We start from the raw sequence: 17,456 nt of genomic DNA, 5'->3' as shown, positions 1-17,456 counted from the left end.
TTTGCATGTTTAACTGAACTTTCGGGGTGCAGGACTGTGGGCAGTGAAAATTGAATCAGGGGTTTTACTGTCCATAAAATCTGCGATAGAATAGGTAGTGACAATGGAGGTAGAAAAATGAAACAGAAACTTACAGTTGTAAATGCAGAATGGATTGAAAATGAATTAATTTTGGGGATAGAAGCTGGAACAGTCTCAGGCTTAACTGCCATGCAGCAAATATTGGCTGATTCCGACAACCTTTCATTTATTTACATAGCAGAACAAAATGATGATTATACATATATATCGCTTCCGGAAATAGTCTGGCCGGAACTAAAAAAGGCACTGGATGGCCAGATGCGTGTATTTGCTTCAGATCGTAATCATGCTCGCATTGAACTGGCAGGCTTTCATGAGGAATTAGGAGATTTAGTAGAAAATATCCGTGGGAACAGCAATTATGGAAATGAAATGGTAGAAAAAGTAGAGAACTTATTTTAATTAAATGTTTCAATAACGAAAAACTTGGATAAAGAGATAGGCTGTGTTACCCCTCTCGAAGTCGGGGGTGAACGAGGCGCTTGCGCTTTTCTAACTTCGGATATTTGGTGGTGTTGCAGGTGAAGCATTGGGATTTATTTTTGGCGCCATATAAACAGGCCGTCGAAGAATTAAAAATAAAGCTAAAAGGCATGAGAAGCCAATTTGAAATGGATTCTACTCATTCCCCGATTGAATTTGTTACTGGGAGGGTAAAGCCTATTGCAAGCATTCTTGATAAGGCAAACCAAAAAGGCATTCCTCTCGACAAATTGGAATCTGAAATGCAGGATATTGCCGGTGTTAGAATGATGTGCCAATTTGTAGATGATATTAAGAGAGTGGTTGAACTATTAAGACAAAGAAATGATTTTGAAATAGTTGAAGAAAGAGATTACATATCTCATAAAAAAGCAAGCGGTTACCGCTCTTACCATGTCGTGATCCGATATCCTGTTCAGACAATAAAAGGAGAGAAGAAAATCCTGGCAGAGATTCAAATTAGAACGCTTGCCATGAATTTCTGGGCCACGGTTGAACATTCCTTAAATTATAAATATAAGGGCCAATTCCCTGAAGATATCCAGATGAGGCTCCAGAGAGCGGCAGAGGCTGCTTTCAGGCTTGATGAAGAAATGTCACTCATTCGCGGTGAGATTCAGGATGCCCAGGCATTCTTTACAAGGAAAAAGGAAAAACAGCAAAAGGGAGAAAACTAACGTATAAAAGAGGAGCTTGGATAAGATGAAATTTGCCATTACCTCAAAAGGAGATTCAAAATCTAATACACTCATGCACAAAATGAGAACCTATTTATTGGACTTCGAGCTTACATATGATGAAGAAGAGCCTGATATAGTCATATCGGTAGGCGGGGATGGCACCTTGCTTTATGCCTTTCACCGATACAGCAGCCGTCTGGACAAGACCGCGTTTGTGGGTATACATACAGGGCATCTCGGGTTTTATGCAGACTGGGTTCCGGAGGAAATCGAAAAGCTTGTCATTGCAATTGCCAAAACCCCGTATCAGGTGATTGAATATCCGCTCCTGGAAGTGATTATCCGCTACCAGCATGGAGGCAAAGAAACCCGTTATCTTGCATTGAATGAATCGACAGTCAAAGCGGTGGAAGGTACATTAGTAATGGATGTGGAAATACGCGGCCAGCATTTTGAACGGTTCCGGGGAGATGGTCTTTGTGTTTCTACTCCATCAGGGAGTACAGCTTATAATAAGGCGCTGGGGGGTGCCATTCTGCATCCTTCCTTGCCTGCCATCCAGCTTGCTGAAATGGCTTCCATTAATAACAAGGTATTCCGTACAGTGGGCTCTCCGCTCGTACTGCCGGCACACCATACATGCATGCTGAAGCCTGTGAACGAGCCGGATTTTCAAATTACTATTGATCATTTGACTCTTCTTCATAAAGATGTAAAATCAATACAATTCAGAGTGGCGGATGAAAAAATCCGTTTTGCCAGGTTCAGGCCATTCCCATTCTGGAAAAGGGTACACGATTCCTTTGTTGCTGATTGAAAAAGAAACCCTGCAGTATTTAGAATCGCTTATTTTAATAAGCCCGTTACTTCTAACAGAACAGGAGCCTATAGCTCATGGCGCGTTTTGAATTACAATGGAAAATTACTGCCCCGCAGGCGGGCTCGTTAATCAGGGGATTTTTAAAAGAAAATGATATTTCTAAAACTGCACTCACTGACATAAAATTTGCCGGGGGCTTCATTAAAGTGAACAATCAGGAAGTCAATGTCCGCTATGAACTAAAGGAAGGAGATATTCTTCAGGTTGGTTTCCCTGAAGAAGTTCCCAGTAAAGGTATGAAGGGGGAAGACTTGCCCCTTGATATTCTTTACGAAGATGCTTATCTTCTTATAGTAAATAAACCGGCAGGTGTGAGTACCATTCCTTCCAGAGAACATCCTTCGGGAAGTTTGGCTAATCGGCTGATTGGATACTATCAGCGAATAGACTTAAAGTCTGCTGCGCATATCGTGACTCGACTCGATCGAGATACTTCTGGCTTGGTTTTAATTGCGAAACACAGGCACGTGCATCATTTGTTTAGCCAGCAGCAGCGCTTCCGTAAAATCCAGCGGACGTATGAAGCCTTTGCAGAAGGGACAATCAGCCGGGATGCGGGTACTATAGAACAGCCGATTGCGAGAAAAAAGACAGTATTATTGAGCGGGAAGTTAGTGAGGCAGGACAATATGCATGTACTCATTATCAGGTAATCAGCCGGCGCAAAGAATTTACACATGTAAAATTAAAGCTTGAAACTGGCAGAACTCATCAGATCAGAGTCCATTTGGCATGGCTTGGTTATCCTCTTGCAGGTGATGAATTGTATGGAGGCACAAGACAGTTAATCAGGAGGCAGGCACTGCACTGCTGCAGCCTTTCCTTCTATCATCCCTTTCTGCACAGAACCCTCATGTTTGAACAGGAGCTCCCAGAAGATATGAATTGTCTATTGTAAAAGCCGGCATTTGCCGGCTTTTTGGATTAAATCTTCCTAAACTTCTCTTCTGCATAAGGCATGCCTGATTGGACAGACATTAATTCCATTTCCGGATATCTAATTGCGGTTAATTTATTTCCAAAAACAGCACCTGTATCAATATTATAGGTGTTATTGATTTTCCTGACTTCCTTTACAGGAGTATGCCCATAGACGACCGCTGGCTTACCCTCATACTGTTTAGCCCAATCCCGTCTCACGGGGGTCCCGTCAGGATTTTTTTCTCCAGTTATATCTCCGTAAAGAACAAAGGTTTTAACTTTGGATGAATGCTTCCCAATGTAGCTTTCCTTAATTCCAGCATGGGCGATTACCAGTTTATTGTTGTCAAGTACATGGTATAGCGGTGCGCTTTCATATAATTCCATAAATTTACGTTTAATTTCCATCTGTGATTGCGGGTCCAGCTGCTCGTATTCAGCTGCTGTGGTTTCCAGGCCATGTGTAATTTGAACTTTATTCCCTAGAAAGTAGCGGTATAGTTTATTGCAATGATTGCCCGGGACATAGTACGCCAGGTCATTTGCGGCAAGGTTATATACTGATTCGACGACTGCCAGAGATTCTGGTCCTCTGTCTGTTAAGTCTCCAACAAAGGCGAGTTTTCTATTACTAGGGTGGACAGGAAATCCCCTCTTCCAACTATAGCCCATTTTCAAAGTCAGTTCTTTAAATTCAGCAAAGCAGCCGTGAATATCACCAATAATATCAAGTCTCATATATAGGCTCCTTTAATAGTTCTACTGTTATGATATCAATTTTCATAATATTTATCATGACGTTTATTTTCAGCCTGCAGAGAAAGCTTTAACGGTTTTAAGTTTAAGGAATGGGAAAATTAAAATTATGAAAAGTACATAACCGTTCATTTGAAGTTATGAATGTTCAGAGACGACAAAAAAACAAAGATTTGCTAGTATAGTGAAGTACGTTTTCCTGTGACGTTTTTTAACGGGCAAGATGCTCGTGGTTCGTGTTTAACAAAAATACCGCTGGCAATATCAGTTCCACAGCAAGAATGAAATTGTTCCCATTTATCTCAGGTTCCTGTGCTGCGAATGAATTTCAAAAGGATGATTTCATTGTATGAGAGGAGGTAATCTCTATGGAAGATCACACAGTGGAAAGGGCAGATTCCCACATCAATACCAGTCTTTTAATCCAATCTTTACAAAATGAAGAAATTGATATCTTCAGGAAAGAATTTCTTGATATGCACCCTTATGATCAGGCTTCATTTTTTAAAGATCTGGATGAGGAAATCCGGGCGAAAATTTATCTTTATCTCTCTCCGGAAGAAATGGCAGCTCTATTTGAAAATCTGGAGATTGAGGAAGAAGATTATAAAGATGTCCTTGCTGAGATGAACCCCCACTATGCGGCGGATATGCTTTCAGAAATGTATGCCGATGATGCCGTTGATGTTTTAAATGAACTGGATAAAGACCAGGTTGTCAGCTATTTGACAATTATGGATGATGAATCGGCAAAAGAAATTAAGGATTTGCTTCATTACGAAGAATATACAGCAGGAAGTATCATGACGACGGAATTTGTCTCACTGTCAGCCAATCAGACGGTTCGTTCAGCTATGTATATCCTGAAAAATGAAGCGCCAAGAGCGGAAACCATTTATTATGTGTACGTTGTAAATGACGAAAAAAACTTATTGGCGTTATTTCATTAAGGGATTTAATAGTAAGTGATGATGATACGATGATTTCGGAAATTACAAATGACAGGGTAGTTTCCGTATCAGTTGGTGAAGATCAGGAAGAAGTCGCAAGAAAAATTAAGGACTATAACTTCCTCGCCGTACCGGTTGTGGATTTTCAAAACCATTTGCTGGGTATTATTACAGTTGATGATGTCATGGATGTCATGGAAGAAGAAGCATCTGATGATTATTCCAAATTGGCTGCTGTATCGGATATGGATCATATTGACAGGAATCCAGTTTCTGCAGCACGTAAACGGCTCCCCTGGCTTATCATCCTGCTGTTTTTGGGTATGTTAACTGCAAGCCTTATCGGAAGATTTGAGGATACCCTGGATAAGGTTGCCATTCTGGCTGTTTTCATTCCTCTTATTGCAGGGATGGCAGGAAATACAGGGACTCAGGCATTGGCTGTTGCTGTCCGGGGTATTGCTACAGGTGACCTGGAGAAAGAAAATAAGTGGAAACTGGTGATAAGGGAAGCCGGGACTGGGTTAATTAATGGCGGAATTTGCGGAGTTCTTGTAACTTTCATTGTTTACTTCTGGAAAGGAAATTTCTTTCTTGGTGTTTTAGTTGGCGTTTCAATTTTGTTTACGTTGATAGTCGCCACCCTTGCCGGTGCGCTGATCCCATTGCTAATGCACAGGATGAAAATTGACCCGGCTGTAGCCTCAGGTCCATTTATTACAACTATTAATGATCTAATCAGTATTTTAATTTATTTTGGAATGGCGACATTATTTATGAGCTACTTAACAGGTTAAGGGGTTATGTTATGGAACATGGAGCATCGGTAGCTTCGCTGGTCATTGTGATATTGGCTGCTTTTATCACGCCCATTTTGCTGCACCGGCTGAAAATTAATTTCATCCCTGTAGTGGTGGCAGAGATTCTTATAGGTTTGATTATCGGTAAAAGCGGCTTTGATATCGTGCATGAGGATATGTGGCTGGAAACTCTTTCGACTCTTGGATTTATATTTCTAATGTTCTTGAGCGGTCTGGAAATTGACTTTACAGCTTTCTCTTCGGCAAAGAAGAGAGTAAAGCTCCCAAGCGGGAAGCTTGAGCCAAACTCTTTTGCTGTGTCTTCTATTGTATTTATAGGAATATTTTTGGTTTCATTAGGTCTATCGTATTTATTTGTCTGGGCAGGATTCATTGATAATGCCTTTTTAATGACATTAATTATTTCGACCATTTCTCTGGGAGTAGTGGTTCCAACACTTAAGGAAGCCCATTTAATGAAAACAGGCATAGGCCAAATCATTCTGCTGATTGCCGTTATTGCTGATTTGGCTACGATGATTCTTCTGGCTGTGTTTGTTTCTTTAAATGACACAGGCGGAGGGAATACCTGGCTGCTTCTCGTCCTATTTGGCGTAGGAGTATTGCTGTATTTCCTAGGCAGAAGGTTCAAAAACCTTAATTTTCTTGAAGCGATGTCTACTGGGACTGTTCAGATTGGAACAAGAGCAGTATTTGCACTGATCATTTTCCTGGTGGCGTTATCAGAAACAGTTGGGGCAGAGAATATATTAGGTGCTTTCCTGGCCGGAGTGCTCGTATCATTGCTGGCGCCAAATCAGGAAATGATCCATAAACTGGATTCCTTTGGATATGGATTCCTCATCCCTATTTTCTTTGTGATGGTAGGGGTGGATCTCGACGTATGGACATTGTTTGGAGATCCTAAATTGCTAATGCTTATTCCGTTGCTGCTGATTGCACTGCTGCTTTCAAAACTTTTACCAATCTATATTTTAAAAGATGGTATGACATTAAAACTGTTATTGCTACAGGGTTTTTATTAACGTCAACTCTTTCCCTTGTTATTGCTGCAGCAACTATTGGTGAAAGAATGGATGTCATTACCGCCGAAATGAGCGGAACCTTGATTTTAGTCGCTGTCATAACGAGTATATTTACTCCTGTAGTCTTTAAAAAGCTATTCCCTATGGAAGCGGCCGAAGAGAAAAAGCTAAAAGTATCGTTCATTGGTGCTAATCAAATGACGATGCCGATCTATAATGAACTTAAATCATCCCTTTACGAACCAGCTTTGTATCATAAAAAGCAGGAAAAGGCGGAAAAGCAGATAGCTGATTCTTTGTTTGATATCATTGAAATTGATGAATTTGATATTGAAAATTTTGAAGGTACAGAAGCAGTTGAGTCAGATATTGTAGTAATCTCGACAGGGGATGAAGAGACAAATGCCACATTATCTATTGCTTTTAAAGAAAAAGGAGTGGATCGTGTCATTTGCCGGATGGAAAGCCCTGATATGGAAGAAACATTACGGGAACATGATATTGAGCTGTTTTCAACCATTCTTTCGTCTAAGGCGCTGCTTCGTGCTTTAATCGAATCACCGAGTGTGGTAAACATTTTAACGAACCAGGAAACAGCTTTATACGAGATCCGATTAAAGAATGAGCAGTTTGAAGGCATGATGCTTCGGCGATTCCCGTTTACAGGGGATGTAATATTCGTACGTATATTTAGAGGAAAGGATTCTATTGTTCCGCACGGGGATACTGAACTGCATGTTAATGACCGCCTGATTGTTACGGGATCTAAGGAGTACGTTGATGAATTAAAAAGGGAACTTGAATTTTGTGAATGGTGTTAGGGCTCTCCGGCATCTTTCTTGCCGATAAAGTTCTGCTTTAATAGCAGGATTTTTTCGGCTTTTCTTTTCAGGTAAATTGATGTACAATTAGTACTAGGTACTAATAACATGTAATAATAAATCAGGAGGATTTTAAAATGACTCTTTCACTAAATGGCAAAACATTCGTTGTAATGGGTGTGGCAAATAAAAGAAGTATTGCATGGGGAATTGCCAAATCCCTTCATGATGCTGGTGCCCGTTTAATTTTTACATATGCGGGAGAAAGACTTGAGAAAAGTGTGAGTGAACTGGCTGAATCATTGGAGGATGCACATTCATTAGTTCTTCCTTGTGATGTAACAAGTGATGAAGACATCGCGAAATGCTTTGGCACGATTAAGGAGGAAGCTGGTGTAATTCATGGAATTGCCCACTGCATCGCCTTTGCCCATAAAGAAGAACTTCAGGGAGAATATATGAACACCACAAGAGACGGGTTTCTTTTAGCTCACAATATCAGCTCTTATTCATTGACTGCCGTTGCCAAGGAAGCAAAAGGCTTAATGACAGAAGGCGGAAGCATTGTGACTCTCACATACCTTGGCGGTGAAAAGGTTGTGAAAAATTATAATGTTATGGGTGTAGCAAAAGCCTCCCTTGACGCAAGTGTCAAATATTTGGCAAACGACCTCGGTAAAGATGGAATTCGGGTCAATTCCATTTCAGCAGGTCCAATCAGGACTCTTTCTGCAAAAGGAATCAGCGAGTTCAATTCTATCCTGAAAGAAATTGAAGAACGGGCTCCTCTACGTAAAACAACAACACCGGAAGAAGTAGGGGATACAGCTTTATTCTTATTCAGCAGCCTGTCCCGAGGAATAACGGGTGAAAATATTCACGTAGATTCCGGTTATCATATTCTGTAATAGAAATTGCCTGCTCCAATGTGAGCGGGCTTTTTTTATTTCCATCAGAAACGAAAGCCCATCTTCTGCATACATATAATACGACGAACAATAAGATTAGCGGAGGTGGGCAAAAAATGGCTGAGAAAAAAGTGAAGGAACCATTATTTTATATACAGCAGCCGAGTTTTCAATTTCCAGAAACCAGGATGCAAACAGTCTACTCCAGCAGAAAAGCAGAGCTGGATCGTAAACTGGAACAAAAAGAAAGTGTACCGGAACCCGCAGACAAAATAAATGAACAGGCGATGCCCGAAGAAAAAAACGAAAATATGACCGAAATAAAGGTGAAGGAAGCTATTGAAGAATTCCAAGCAGGCAGGGAAGAGAAAAAAGAAAGTGCATCCTTTGCGTTTACGTCGGAAAAAAGAAAGCCGGCTTTCAATCGTGTAAAAAGCTTTAAGGAAATGGACACTCTTGAGCGCCTGGATTACTTAATTGATTTTCCTAAACAGCTTCCGCCTATACCCTGTATATTTGAAACCGGCGAGAAGGCAATAAGAGGATTTCTGGTTTCAAAAAATGAAGAATGGATCGAGATTAAGTTGTTCGATGATACAATTGAGCAATTAAATCTTCAATCTTTAAATACAGTTAAAATGATTGGACTAAGAAGGTAAAACTAAACTCTGGCGGAAATCGGCCAAAAAAATAGCCAGCCGAATGGTCGGCTGGCTGCATTTAATTAGTCTTCACAGATATCCAGGTCAACATCTGCAATACATTGAACAGCGCAGAAACATGTTAAATCAACGGTAACACAGTCATTTGTACTGCGGAAGTAGTCAACTTCGCAAACCTTTCTTAAGTCGATGCAGCAGTCATCTGCAAGGTTTACTGTCTTGTCAGGGCCTTCTTTTCTGTTAACCGGCTCTAGTACACGAAGCACCGCGCAGCAGTTATCGAATACTTCTTCTACTCTAAAAAAGATCGAAACACATGCACAGTCATTTCCTGTAAAGAATGCATGGAATGGTGAACCGTCCGCAGTTTTTAATGTGAATACGCGTGTATCCGGACGCTTATGGCGCTTTCTGTTTGAAGGTGATATCGCTCCAAGCGGCTCCAGGAAACAGTTTGAAGGGCATTCGCACACATCTTCTGCGTTATCTTGAATATCTTTTATAGCACGAACTACTTCACATACACAGCTTTTGCCTTTGAAGTCGTCTTTTTTCCACAACCCATTTTTGTTTTCCTCCTTGTTTGTTTCTTGTGGTCTACACTACTAACATATTGCCGAAGTGCCCTATGGGTTACGGACAAACGCCTTGTTTTTTGAAAAAATAGGCTATTTTTTTACATTGGAGGTGAAAAAAATGGACATAACACCTATGGAACTGCTGATTTTTGCTCTTGCAAGCTTCAGGCTGACCAGACTGATTGTATTTGATAAAATTACCGAGTTTTTGCGCAAGCCTTTTTTGGAAGAGGTTGAAGAAAAGGATGAAAACGGCGAAATTGAAGTTTTTTTGGTTGTGAAAGATGGAAAATTGCGAGGTTTCTTGGGAGAACTTTTAAGCTGTTACTGGTGTACTGGTGTGTGGAGTGCGGTTTTTTTATATTTGTTATATTACTTCTATGCATCATTGGCAGCTCCGGTGCTGCTGATTTTAGCAGTTGCCGGACTTGCAGCTATTATAGAATCTCTGGTGCAAAAATTAATTAATTAATTTGCTTATAGCTATTTGTTCCAGCATGTGGGCGTTTGTTTTACACAAGCTTTGAGGCTCAGCATAAATTAAAAAGAGGAAAATTATTGTTAATGGAGGGCCTCAATGATGTTAAAGAATCATAAGGATCAGCACGCGGAAAAAACACAGCCGGTCAGCAAGAAAAAGAAAAAGGGTGCGGCTGCGGAAAAAAACGAAGAAAGCTCAATAGCCGGAGGTCCCGGCTTTTTTTATTGTTTTCTTCTGGGAAAAATAGGATGGGAAGTAATATTCATAAATCCAAAACTATTCGAGGACAATATAATTAAAGATTCTACATAGGAAGGGACTATTATGAAAAAACTTTTATCGTTTATTGCATTTTCACTGATCTTATTATCAGGCTGCAGCGGAGATGGAAAGGTGACGGAGAGCGACCTTGCGCTGCTCAAAACGACTAATCCCCCTGCTGTATTAATTGATAAAAATACAAAGGGAAATTTGGATTTAGTTGAAAACATTGAACATGACGTCGAAAAAATGAAAGAACTTTATGATGTTGCAGTGGTAAAGAGCAATGGGGATACTCTAGTTGCTTACAAAGTGAAGCATTTGCAGCGATTCCACATGAAAAAAATTGAAAAGAAAATGACAAAAATGCTTGAGGAGAAATACCCTGATGAGAACTTCATTGTTTCAAGCGATTATAAAATCTTTATTGAGGCAGTAGAACTCCAGGAAAAAATGAAAGATCCCAATTTTACAGACAAAAAGGCTAAAAAGAAACTTGATAAAATCATAAAGCTTAAAAATGAAATGACATAGGAAGGGAGCAGGGGCATGAGTAAAAAAACAAAAACACCGGAACAGCAGCAATATGAGAAGCTCGAGCAAAAGCATGAGCTGAAGCGCCCAGTCCTGAAAAATTGCATTCGTGCTTTCTGGGTGGGAGGTCTCATCTGTGTTGTTGGACAGGCAATAACTTATTTTTATATCTACTTTTTTAACTTTACCGAACAGACAGCCGGAAATCCAACTGTTGCTACCATGATCTTTATCTCCATGCTGCTGACAGGTTTTGGCGTTTATGACCGTTTGGGGCAGTTCGGCGGAGCAGGCAGTGCAGTTCCTGTAACGGGATTTGGAAATGCTGTAATTTCAGCTGCTATTGAGCATCGAACGGAAGGCTTTGTCCTGGGTGTAGGGGGAAACATGTTCAAGCTTGCAGGGTCGGTTATTCTTTTTGGTGTGTTTTCGGCTTTCGTTGTGGCCCTAATTAAAACGCTATTAATTATTTGGGGGTTATTTAATGCTAAAGGGAAAACAATCCTGGGTCTTTCAAAACCGTCCGGTAATTGCAGCTGCAGGTGTTTCCGGCGGGCCATTTGAGGCAAACGGCAATCTGTCAGAGGATTTTGATGTTCTGCATGATGATTTGTGGATGGGTGAAGACTCTTATGAGAAAGCACATCGGATCCTTTTGGAAGAGGCGGGACAGACTGCCTTAAATAAGGCAAATGTCCAAAAGGAGGATGTACAATTTTATATTGCCGGGGATTTAATCAATCAGATAACACCTTCAAGTTTAAGTGCAAGAACGATACAAATCCCATATTTCGGGGTTTTCGGAGCTTGTTCAACTTCAATGGAAGGACTTGCGCTGGCATCCTTCATTGTTAATTACCGTGGTGCTGATCACGTTTTGACAGGAGCTTCCAGCCATAATGCGGCTGTTGAAAAACAATTCAGATACCCGACAGAATACGGAGGCCAAAAGCCTCCAACAGCACAGTGGACAGTAACTGGTGCAGGTGCGGCACTGGTCTCAGCAAACGCAGCTGGTTCGAATTTGCCGGTTACCACTTCTGCTACAATCGGCAAAGTAATCGACATGGGTTTGACAGATCCTTTTAATATGGGAGGAGCTATGGCGCCGGCAGCAGCAGATACCATTACTGCACACTTCAAAGACATGCAGCTGGATCCATCTCATTACGATCTGATTGTCACAGGGGATCTTGGGAGAATTGGCCAGGAAACAGCTTATGAACTGCTCAAAAATAATGGATTGAACATAGATAGAGAGAAATTTAAAGATTGCGGATTAATGATTTATAAAGATGATCAGCCAGTCCAGTCTGGAGGAAGCGGCGCAGGGTGCTCGGCTGCTGTTTTGTACGGACACCTTTTGAATCAAATGAAACAAGGGACTTACAAGAGAATCCTTGTTGTCGCGACGGGCGCTTTATTATCACCATTGACATTCCAGCAGAGTGAAAGCATCCCCTGTATTGCACATGCAGTTTCAATCGAAATGACTTAAAGAGGATGTTAAAAGGAGGAATATTTGTATGCTGCCTATGTTTTTTGGGCTTTTGTAATTGGAGGCCTATTTTGCGTATTTGGACAAATATTATTTGATGTTTTTAAGTTAACACCTGGCCATACATTAAGTCTTTTGGTTGTATTGGGAGCTGTTCTTGATGGTGTTGGCCTTTATGAACCGCTTGCGGACTTTGCGGGGGCCGGAGCGACAATCCCTATAACAAGCTTTGGCAATTCCCTCGTCCATGGAGCCCTTCAGGAAGCTGATCAGCACGGGCTTGTCGGCGTATTGACCGGAATGTTCGAAGTAACCAGCTCCGGTATTTCAGCTGCGATAATTTTCGGTTTTATCGGTGCACTAATTTTCAAGCCAAAAGGGTAAATGATATGGTAAATACACAAGAATGCCTTCAAGTTATTTAAAAACAAGCCTCTTATTTCAATCTGACTGAATAAACCAAGCCTGCCTTGGGAGCTTGCCCATACCCCTGCTTTATTTTCACATATGTTGTAGGAAGAAATCCAAGTGAGGTGAGAGGCATGGGCTATGGCTATGGAGGCTGCGGATATGGCGGGGGCTATGGGAATACGTTTGTTCTAATCGTCGTCCTATTCATTTTACTCATTATCGTCGGCGCAAGTTTCTACAATTAGATTCACAAAGGCTGACTCAGAACCGGCAGCAGGTTTTGTGTTGGCTTTTTTGCGTATCAGTACATAAATTTTTAATACATTTCACGTTTTTCGCCCACCTTCATAAGATATAAAGGAGTAAATGAAGGAGCGTGATTGAGCAGGATGGATAACAACTTTTTTAAAAACCTTGAAAAGAAAACAGGCGTAAATATGAAGGATGTATTGGAACTGGCCGGCTCATTGCAGAATGCAAATTTTAAAGATGAAAAAACAGTACGAAATGTAATCAAAAGAGTTTCGCAAATTGCTAATAAACCCGTTTCCAAGGATATGGAAGATAAGATTGTGAAATCGATTGTTGCTGATGGAAAGCAGCTTGACTTTAATACAATTTCCCAGATGATGAATAAAAAATAACAGAAGGACCTGGCCGGGTTGCAGCCAGGTCTTCTGTTTATTTTCCGCCTTTATTCCTGCCGCTTCTTGTAATGGGGGCAAGGAACCTTGAGGCATATGCCTTCCGTCCCCGCCTTTTTTCCGGCACAGAAATGTATAAGTCCTTCCTTGCCCTTGTAACGGCAACGTACATTAACCTTCGTTCTTCCTCCAGCGGTGCAGACTCACCTGAACGGTAAGCTTCCAGTGCATGATCATGCGGGAGGTTTCCTTCAACTGCACCGGCAACATATACCACATTATATTCAAGCCCCTTTGAACGGTGGATAGTGCTTAATGTAATGGCATTATCATTATTCCTGCTGAGGCGCTTGATTTCTTTGTTCATGGCTCTCATATGTTCAGTGTGCTCCAGAAACTCATGAAGAGATTGAAAGTTGCGCGCAGCGACCTTCAAATCTTTTATATCATCAGAGCCTTTATCCATTTTATTGCCTTCATTGCCGCGTTTTTTTATAAAGTCCTGGAAGCCCAGTTCTTTTTCAACAGTTTCAATTGCAGTGATGGGACTAAGTCCTGAGATTGATCTGGTAACAGGGATCACTTTTTTTAACTTGCTTTCCTGAAAAGCAAATCCTGTTTTTATAAACTTTAGGCACTCCAGCATTGAGCAATCCTGCAAGATGCTTTCTGCCTTAATATCCTGAAGGACTGATTGTTTAACAAATAGAGAAGGGAGCATATCTTTCAAGGCATTCTGGTCATCCTCATTTAATGATAACTTTAGAAAAGCAAGCATGCTCCGAACAATAAACCGATCATAAAATGATTCGGCATCCTGATCCAATTTAAACGGAAGGCTGGAATTGGCCAGCCTTTCAAAAATGGCCCTGCTGCCAGTATGGGTGCGGAATAATACTGCAAAATCCCGCGGCTCATATCCTTCTTCAATTTTTTCCTGAATATCAGTCATAATCATCGTTGCTTCTTCTTCCTCATCAAAAGGAAAAAAGAGGAAAGGGTGCTGCCCGCCAGAAAATTGGGCATTCATGCTTTTGACACGTCTATGTTTATTTAAAGAAATGATTTGGTTCGCTGCTGATACGATTTCGTGAGCAGAGCGGTAATTCTGATTCAATGTTATAACTTTAGCACCAGGGAAATCTTTCTCGAAATCTAAAAGATATTGGGGATCGCTTCCTCTGAAAGCATAAATAGATTGATCATCGTCACCCACTGCACAGACATTCTTTGTTTTATCGGACAGCATTTTCATAAGCTCATATTGAACATTATTAATATCCTGGAACTCATCGATCAGAAAATAATGAAAGCGATTTTGATATTGTTCAAGAATTTCAGGCTTTTCATGAAAAAGAGCATGGCAGCCCGTCAGCATATCATCAAAATCAAATAATTCTCTTCTTAATTTTGTTTGTTCATACCTTTCATATAGAATCGCGGTCTGTTCCTCCCAATCATTCTTTGGATGAACCCTCCCAGGTACGGTAAGAGAGTTTTTCCAATAGCTAATTTGCTGGAGGGCAAGGTCAAAGGCAAATTCCTTTTCATCGAGCTTTAAGTCTTTGCTGGATTCCTTAATGATCTGTTCCCGCTGCCATTCTTTATTAAGGAGTTTGCCGGAAGACCATTTTTCCGGATTGTGGAAGGAGAGAATCCGGTAAAACAAGCTGTGAAAAGTGCCGGAAACGATTTGCCTGACTTTTCGTGAATCCATTCCGGGATATTGGGTAAGGCGCTCCTTCATTTCAGCCGCAGCCTTAGCTGTAAAAGTAACGAGCATTATTGATTTAGGATCGATATCTTTCTCGCGGAGCATAAAAGCAGTCCTGGTTGTTAAAACTCGGGTCTTGCCGCTCCCTGCTCCTGCAAGAACGAGCAGAGGCCCATCAATATGTGAGACAGCCGCTGCCTGCTGTTCATCCAAAAAGACTCCTGCTTGTGATAGGGACTTTAGGTATTCATCAGGGAAACTAGGATTGTGAGTGCTTTCCTGGATATAAGGGGGATATTTTTTGCCGGCTGAGCTTTTTAAAGGCTGATTCGATTTCTTTTACAGCAGCAGAAGCAATGGGCCTTGAAACAGGAACTTTAAAGCCGTTTCTTTCTATATATTCTTCAGTTTCAATCTTAGCTGATTCTTGTTTCATTATTATATCCTTGCACATCCTGCTGCTTTGCTGAATATGATAAAAATGAGGCTCATCCATAATTCCTAAATACAAACGGACAGAAGCTCCGCAATCAGGGCAATGCAGCTTTCCTTTTTTGCCTTCTTCATAAATATGCTGAAAACTTTCTCGATTCAATTGTTCCAGATTCACTGCTTTATTATGTAAAATTGCTGTCTTCATAAAAAATACCCCATTTTTATAAATTGCCGAGTTTAAATTATTTATCATCCTTATAACAAGACAAATTTTATCATAACAAACCGGTAAAGGATTCTAAAGTGCTTTTCTGTTTATAATTTTATGTAAACGGGTACATAAAAGTAAAGATTGTTTCGTATACCTTTAATAATTACATACATAGAGAATAGAGAGGGGAGCATTCATGGGCTACATTTTACCTGTACCTTCATATCAGTATAGTCAGTATGCAGAAAGAGAGATTGGCACAAAATATGATCCATTTCATTTCGTGCCAGTTTCCAAAATATCGGCACAATCCAATTCAAAAGATTTCCGTCATGAGCTTCCTCTTAATATTCAAAGAAGGCTAACCAAATCAAATCCTCAGCAGCGGGCGGACAACCAAACACGGAGCACCAGAAAAAAGGCAGAAGAAACATACGGAGAGCTGACGGGTAAAGGCCGCTATATTAGTGAATGCATATAAGAAAAGAAGGAGAGGCTCAGTACGTTTGCACGTGCAAAGCCTCTCCTTTTTTCCACTCTGCGTATAAGACATCTTTGACATTATTGGCGCCATTGTTTTTAATTTCATTAATAAGCTTTGTTTCGTCCCAATTGATGCTTTTGAGATTATCCCAAATCACTTCCCCGTCTAAAATTAAAGTTACTGGCAGCTCGATATTAATTATTGGGAGTTTTAAATCTCCAATGGTTGGGGTCGAGTAAAGTGTTTTTTTTAATGCACTGACCGTTCCATCTGTTTCAAGAATGGCATATTCGCATTCCCTGATTGAAAAGACATCCTTTGAACGGAGGAGGTGCTGGAGCTGATTAAGGTCGAGATGATTTTTCTTCAGTTCTTCATAGACGATTTTTCCTTTTTTTATAACAATAGAGGGTTCACCTTCAAGAAGCTTGCGTGCCCGTTTAAATTTTTGGGTAAGGATTTCTGTTGTGTAAATGAGAATCCCCCATACTGCAACAGCAAAGAATATTTCGGGGATTCCAGTCTCCTGATCATATAGGGCATTTCCCACCAGCTCGCCTAACACGATGGCCGAGATGAAATCAAAAGGAGTAATCTGTGTGATCTGTGTTTTGCCCAGGAGTTTTGCCATAATAAATAAGAAAAAATATCCTATCACAAGTACACTTACGATATGCAAATATTCCATTCAAACCACTCCTTAAAATGCTGTATCTGGAATAGTGTTTGCAGAATGCCCCAAATTATTGCATACAAAAAAGCTCCTGCCATCCTGGCAGAAGCTTTTCCGCTATATCGTTTTTTTCATTGTACGGTGGGGAATCCCGGCATCCATGAATTCTTCCGAGATTACCTGATAGCCGAGCTTTTCATAAAAAGGGATAGCCTGCGTCTGGGCATTTAATTTTAAGGCAGGCAAGCCTTGTTTCTTAGCATGCTCTTCGATTTTATCCATTATTGCTTTTCCTGAGCCGCTCTGACGGTTCTCCTTCAGAACGCATATTCTTTCCACTTTGCCATTGCCGTCAACAGTGCGAAATCTTCCGGCACCTGCAGGCATGCCATTATTATATAGTACAAAATGGACTGCTTCGTCTTCGAACTGATCGATTTCCTCTTCTTCAGGAACATTTTGCTCGTTGATAAAAACTTGTTTCCTTACTGAGAAGGCATCGTGCAATTCTTGTTCAGATGAGACTATTCTTACTTCCACTTTT

General features: G+C 40.8%; 19 protein-coding genes and 4 pseudogenes. 17 read left to right on the top strand and 6 right to left on the bottom strand.

What is annotated here, in order from left to right; translation table 11 throughout:
- Positions 1-117 precede the first annotated feature (117 nt).
- The 4 genes and pseudogenes from M5V91_RS13975 to M5V91_RS13960 all read left to right on the top strand — a co-directional run bounded on the left by M5V91_RS13975 (position 118) and on the right by M5V91_RS13960 (position 3,022).
- Entirely contained in the window at positions 118-483 is a 366-nt protein-coding gene (locus tag M5V91_RS13975; protein ID WP_009331196.1) for a UPF0738 family protein, read from the top strand.
- A gap of 119 nt (positions 484-602) precedes the next feature.
- Positions 603-1,241 (top strand): GTP diphosphokinase, encoded by a 639-nt coding sequence (gene yjbM / locus M5V91_RS13970; protein ID WP_009331195.1) that lies wholly within the window; start codon positions 603-605, stop codon positions 1,239-1,241.
- 25 nt (positions 1,242-1,266) lie between these two features.
- Positions 1,267-2,061, top strand: a complete 795-nt coding sequence (locus M5V91_RS13965) for an NAD kinase (protein WP_009331194.1) — start codon at positions 1,267-1,269, stop codon at positions 2,059-2,061.
- Positions 2,062-2,138: 77 nt separating this feature from the next.
- Positions 2,139-3,022: pseudogene (locus tag M5V91_RS13960) on the top strand (RluA family pseudouridine synthase).
- 26 nt (positions 3,023-3,048) lie between these two features.
- On the opposite strand, the gene prpE reads toward M5V91_RS13960, so the two are convergent.
- On the bottom strand, positions 3,049-3,783 hold the full coding sequence (gene prpE, locus M5V91_RS13955) for a bis(5'-nucleosyl)-tetraphosphatase PrpE (protein ID WP_071156853.1): 735 nt from the start codon (positions 3,781-3,783) through the stop codon (positions 3,049-3,051).
- A 386-nt stretch (positions 3,784-4,169) separates the two neighbouring features.
- Between prpE and mgtE the strand changes: the two are divergent.
- From mgtE to M5V91_RS13935, 4 genes and pseudogenes are all read left to right on the top strand, one after another.
- A pseudogene (gene mgtE, locus M5V91_RS13950) lies at positions 4,170-5,548 on the top strand (magnesium transporter).
- An 11-nt stretch (positions 5,549-5,559) separates the two neighbouring features.
- Positions 5,560-7,418 (top strand): annotated as a pseudogene (locus M5V91_RS13945) (monovalent cation:proton antiporter family protein).
- Positions 7,419-7,555: 137 nt separating this feature from the next.
- A complete protein-coding gene (gene fabI, locus M5V91_RS13940) occupies positions 7,556-8,326 on the top strand; it encodes an enoyl-ACP reductase FabI (RefSeq protein ID WP_284522230.1) in 771 nt (256 codons plus the stop codon).
- A 116-nt stretch (positions 8,327-8,442) separates the two neighbouring features.
- The gene (locus tag M5V91_RS13935; RefSeq protein ID WP_071156857.1) at positions 8,443-8,985 is read left to right on the top strand and encodes a CotO family spore coat protein; all 543 of its coding nucleotides are present in this window, start codon (positions 8,443-8,445) and stop codon (positions 8,983-8,985) included.
- Positions 8,986-9,050: 65 nt separating this feature from the next.
- Here the strand turns inward: M5V91_RS13935 and M5V91_RS13930 are convergent, their stop codons facing one another.
- Positions 9,051-9,548 (bottom strand): CotY/CotZ family spore coat protein, encoded by a 498-nt coding sequence (locus M5V91_RS13930; protein WP_284522229.1) that lies wholly within the window; start codon positions 9,546-9,548, stop codon positions 9,051-9,053.
- Positions 9,549-9,684: 136 nt separating this feature from the next.
- Here M5V91_RS13930 and M5V91_RS13925 point away from each other — a divergent pair, with 136 nt between their 5' ends.
- From M5V91_RS13925 to spoVIF, 8 genes and pseudogenes are all read left to right on the top strand, one after another.
- The gene (locus tag M5V91_RS13925; RefSeq protein ID WP_071156859.1) at positions 9,685-10,038 is read left to right on the top strand and encodes a DUF1360 domain-containing protein; all 354 of its coding nucleotides are present in this window, start codon (positions 9,685-9,687) and stop codon (positions 10,036-10,038) included.
- Positions 10,039-10,143: 105 nt separating this feature from the next.
- Positions 10,144-10,359 (top strand): hypothetical protein, encoded by a 216-nt coding sequence (locus M5V91_RS13920; RefSeq protein WP_284522228.1) that lies wholly within the window; start codon positions 10,144-10,146, stop codon positions 10,357-10,359.
- Between the two features lie 12 nt (positions 10,360-10,371).
- Entirely contained in the window at positions 10,372-10,842 is a 471-nt protein-coding gene (locus M5V91_RS13915) for a YhcN/YlaJ family sporulation lipoprotein (RefSeq protein ID WP_009331180.1), read from the top strand.
- A gap of 15 nt (positions 10,843-10,857) precedes the next feature.
- Positions 10,858-11,322 (top strand): annotated as a pseudogene (spoVAC, locus tag M5V91_RS13910) (stage V sporulation protein AC); the annotation flags it as partial.
- A 4-nt stretch (positions 11,323-11,326) separates the two neighbouring features.
- Positions 11,327-12,340, top strand: coding sequence for a stage V sporulation protein AD (gene spoVAD, locus M5V91_RS13905; RefSeq protein ID WP_009331178.1), 1,014 nt, complete (start codon positions 11,327-11,329; stop codon positions 12,338-12,340).
- Positions 12,341-12,364: 24 nt separating this feature from the next.
- Positions 12,365-12,724, top strand: a complete 360-nt coding sequence (gene spoVAE / locus M5V91_RS13900; RefSeq protein WP_284522227.1) for a stage V sporulation protein AE — start codon at positions 12,365-12,367, stop codon at positions 12,722-12,724.
- A 158-nt stretch (positions 12,725-12,882) separates the two neighbouring features.
- The gene (locus M5V91_RS13895; protein WP_019381501.1) at positions 12,883-12,996 is read left to right on the top strand and encodes a YjcZ family sporulation protein; all 114 of its coding nucleotides are present in this window, start codon (positions 12,883-12,885) and stop codon (positions 12,994-12,996) included.
- 144 nt (positions 12,997-13,140) lie between these two features.
- Positions 13,141-13,395 carry a sporulation-specific transcription regulator SpoVIF gene (gene spoVIF / locus M5V91_RS13890; protein ID WP_009331176.1) on the top strand — a complete coding sequence of 85 codons (255 nt, stop codon included), beginning with the start codon at positions 13,141-13,143 and terminating at the stop codon, positions 13,393-13,395.
- 37 nt (positions 13,396-13,432) lie between these two features.
- Here spoVIF and M5V91_RS13885 read toward each other — a convergent pair whose 3' ends face one another.
- Together M5V91_RS13885 and M5V91_RS13880 are read right to left on the bottom strand one after the other, a co-directional pair.
- Positions 13,433-15,322: an ATP-dependent helicase gene (locus tag M5V91_RS13885; RefSeq protein WP_284522226.1), complete on the bottom strand. Its 1,890-nt coding sequence runs from the start codon at positions 15,320-15,322 to the stop codon at positions 13,433-13,435.
- Positions 15,323-15,368: 46 nt separating this feature from the next.
- A complete protein-coding gene (locus M5V91_RS13880) occupies positions 15,369-15,749 on the bottom strand; it encodes a competence protein CoiA family protein (RefSeq protein ID WP_284522225.1) in 381 nt (126 codons plus the stop codon).
- A 202-nt stretch (positions 15,750-15,951) separates the two neighbouring features.
- Here M5V91_RS13880 and M5V91_RS13875 point away from each other — a divergent pair, with 202 nt between their 5' ends.
- Positions 15,952-16,236: a hypothetical protein gene (locus M5V91_RS13875; protein WP_019381502.1), complete on the top strand. Its 285-nt coding sequence runs from the start codon at positions 15,952-15,954 to the stop codon at positions 16,234-16,236.
- Between the two features lie 16 nt (positions 16,237-16,252).
- On the opposite strand, the gene M5V91_RS13870 is transcribed toward M5V91_RS13875, so the two are convergent.
- Both M5V91_RS13870 and M5V91_RS13865 read right to left on the bottom strand, forming a co-directional pair.
- On the bottom strand, positions 16,253-16,927 hold the full coding sequence (locus M5V91_RS13870; protein ID WP_071156863.1) for a DUF421 domain-containing protein: 675 nt from the start codon (positions 16,925-16,927) through the stop codon (positions 16,253-16,255).
- A gap of 102 nt (positions 16,928-17,029) precedes the next feature.
- The gene (locus tag M5V91_RS13865; RefSeq protein ID WP_019381504.1) at positions 17,030-17,452 is read right to left on the bottom strand and encodes a GNAT family N-acetyltransferase; all 423 of its coding nucleotides are present in this window, start codon (positions 17,450-17,452) and stop codon (positions 17,030-17,032) included.
- Positions 17,453-17,456 lie beyond the last annotated feature (4 nt).

It is taken from the genome of Cytobacillus pseudoceanisediminis, from assembly GCF_023516215.1.
Classification (GTDB): domain Bacteria; phylum Bacillota; class Bacilli; order Bacillales; family Cytobacillaceae; genus Cytobacillus; species Cytobacillus pseudoceanisediminis.
This window is presented reverse-complemented; position numbering and strand designations above follow the sequence as displayed.

Excerpts from the sequence above, each read along its gene's own strand:
- M5V91_RS13915 (WP_009331180.1), top strand. The coding sequence starts at position 10,372 with ATGAAAAAACTTTTATCGTTTATTGCATTTTCACTGATCTTATTATCA.
- spoVIF (WP_009331176.1), top strand. The coding sequence starts at position 13,141 with ATGGATAACAACTTTTTTAAAAACCTTGAAAAGAAAACAGGCGTAAAT.
- M5V91_RS13935 (WP_071156857.1), top strand. The coding sequence starts at position 8,443 with ATGGCTGAGAAAAAAGTGAAGGAACCATTATTTTATATACAGCAGCCG.
- M5V91_RS13875 (WP_019381502.1), top strand. The coding sequence starts at position 15,952 with ATGGGCTACATTTTACCTGTACCTTCATATCAGTATAGTCAGTATGCA.
- spoVAD (WP_009331178.1), top strand. The coding sequence starts at position 11,327 with ATGCTAAAGGGAAAACAATCCTGGGTCTTTCAAAACCGTCCGGTAATT.
- M5V91_RS13975 (WP_009331196.1), top strand. The coding sequence starts at position 118 with ATGAAACAGAAACTTACAGTTGTAAATGCAGAATGGATTGAAAATGAA.
- M5V91_RS13895 (WP_019381501.1), top strand. The coding sequence starts at position 12,883 with ATGGGCTATGGCTATGGAGGCTGCGGATATGGCGGGGGCTATGGGAAT.
- prpE (WP_071156853.1), bottom strand. The coding sequence starts at position 3,783 with ATGAGACTTGATATTATTGGTGATATTCACGGCTGCTTTGCTGAATTT.
- fabI (WP_284522230.1), top strand. The coding sequence starts at position 7,556 with ATGACTCTTTCACTAAATGGCAAAACATTCGTTGTAATGGGTGTGGCA.
- M5V91_RS13965 (WP_009331194.1), top strand. The coding sequence starts at position 1,267 with ATGAAATTTGCCATTACCTCAAAAGGAGATTCAAAATCTAATACACTC.
- M5V91_RS13920 (WP_284522228.1), top strand. The coding sequence starts at position 10,144 with ATGATGTTAAAGAATCATAAGGATCAGCACGCGGAAAAAACACAGCCG.
- M5V91_RS13870 (WP_071156863.1), bottom strand. The coding sequence starts at position 16,927 with ATGGAATATTTGCATATCGTAAGTGTACTTGTGATAGGATATTTTTTC.
- M5V91_RS13925 (WP_071156859.1), top strand. The coding sequence starts at position 9,685 with ATGGACATAACACCTATGGAACTGCTGATTTTTGCTCTTGCAAGCTTC.
- M5V91_RS13880 (WP_284522225.1), bottom strand. The coding sequence starts at position 15,749 with ATGAAGACAGCAATTTTACATAATAAAGCAGTGAATCTGGAACAATTG.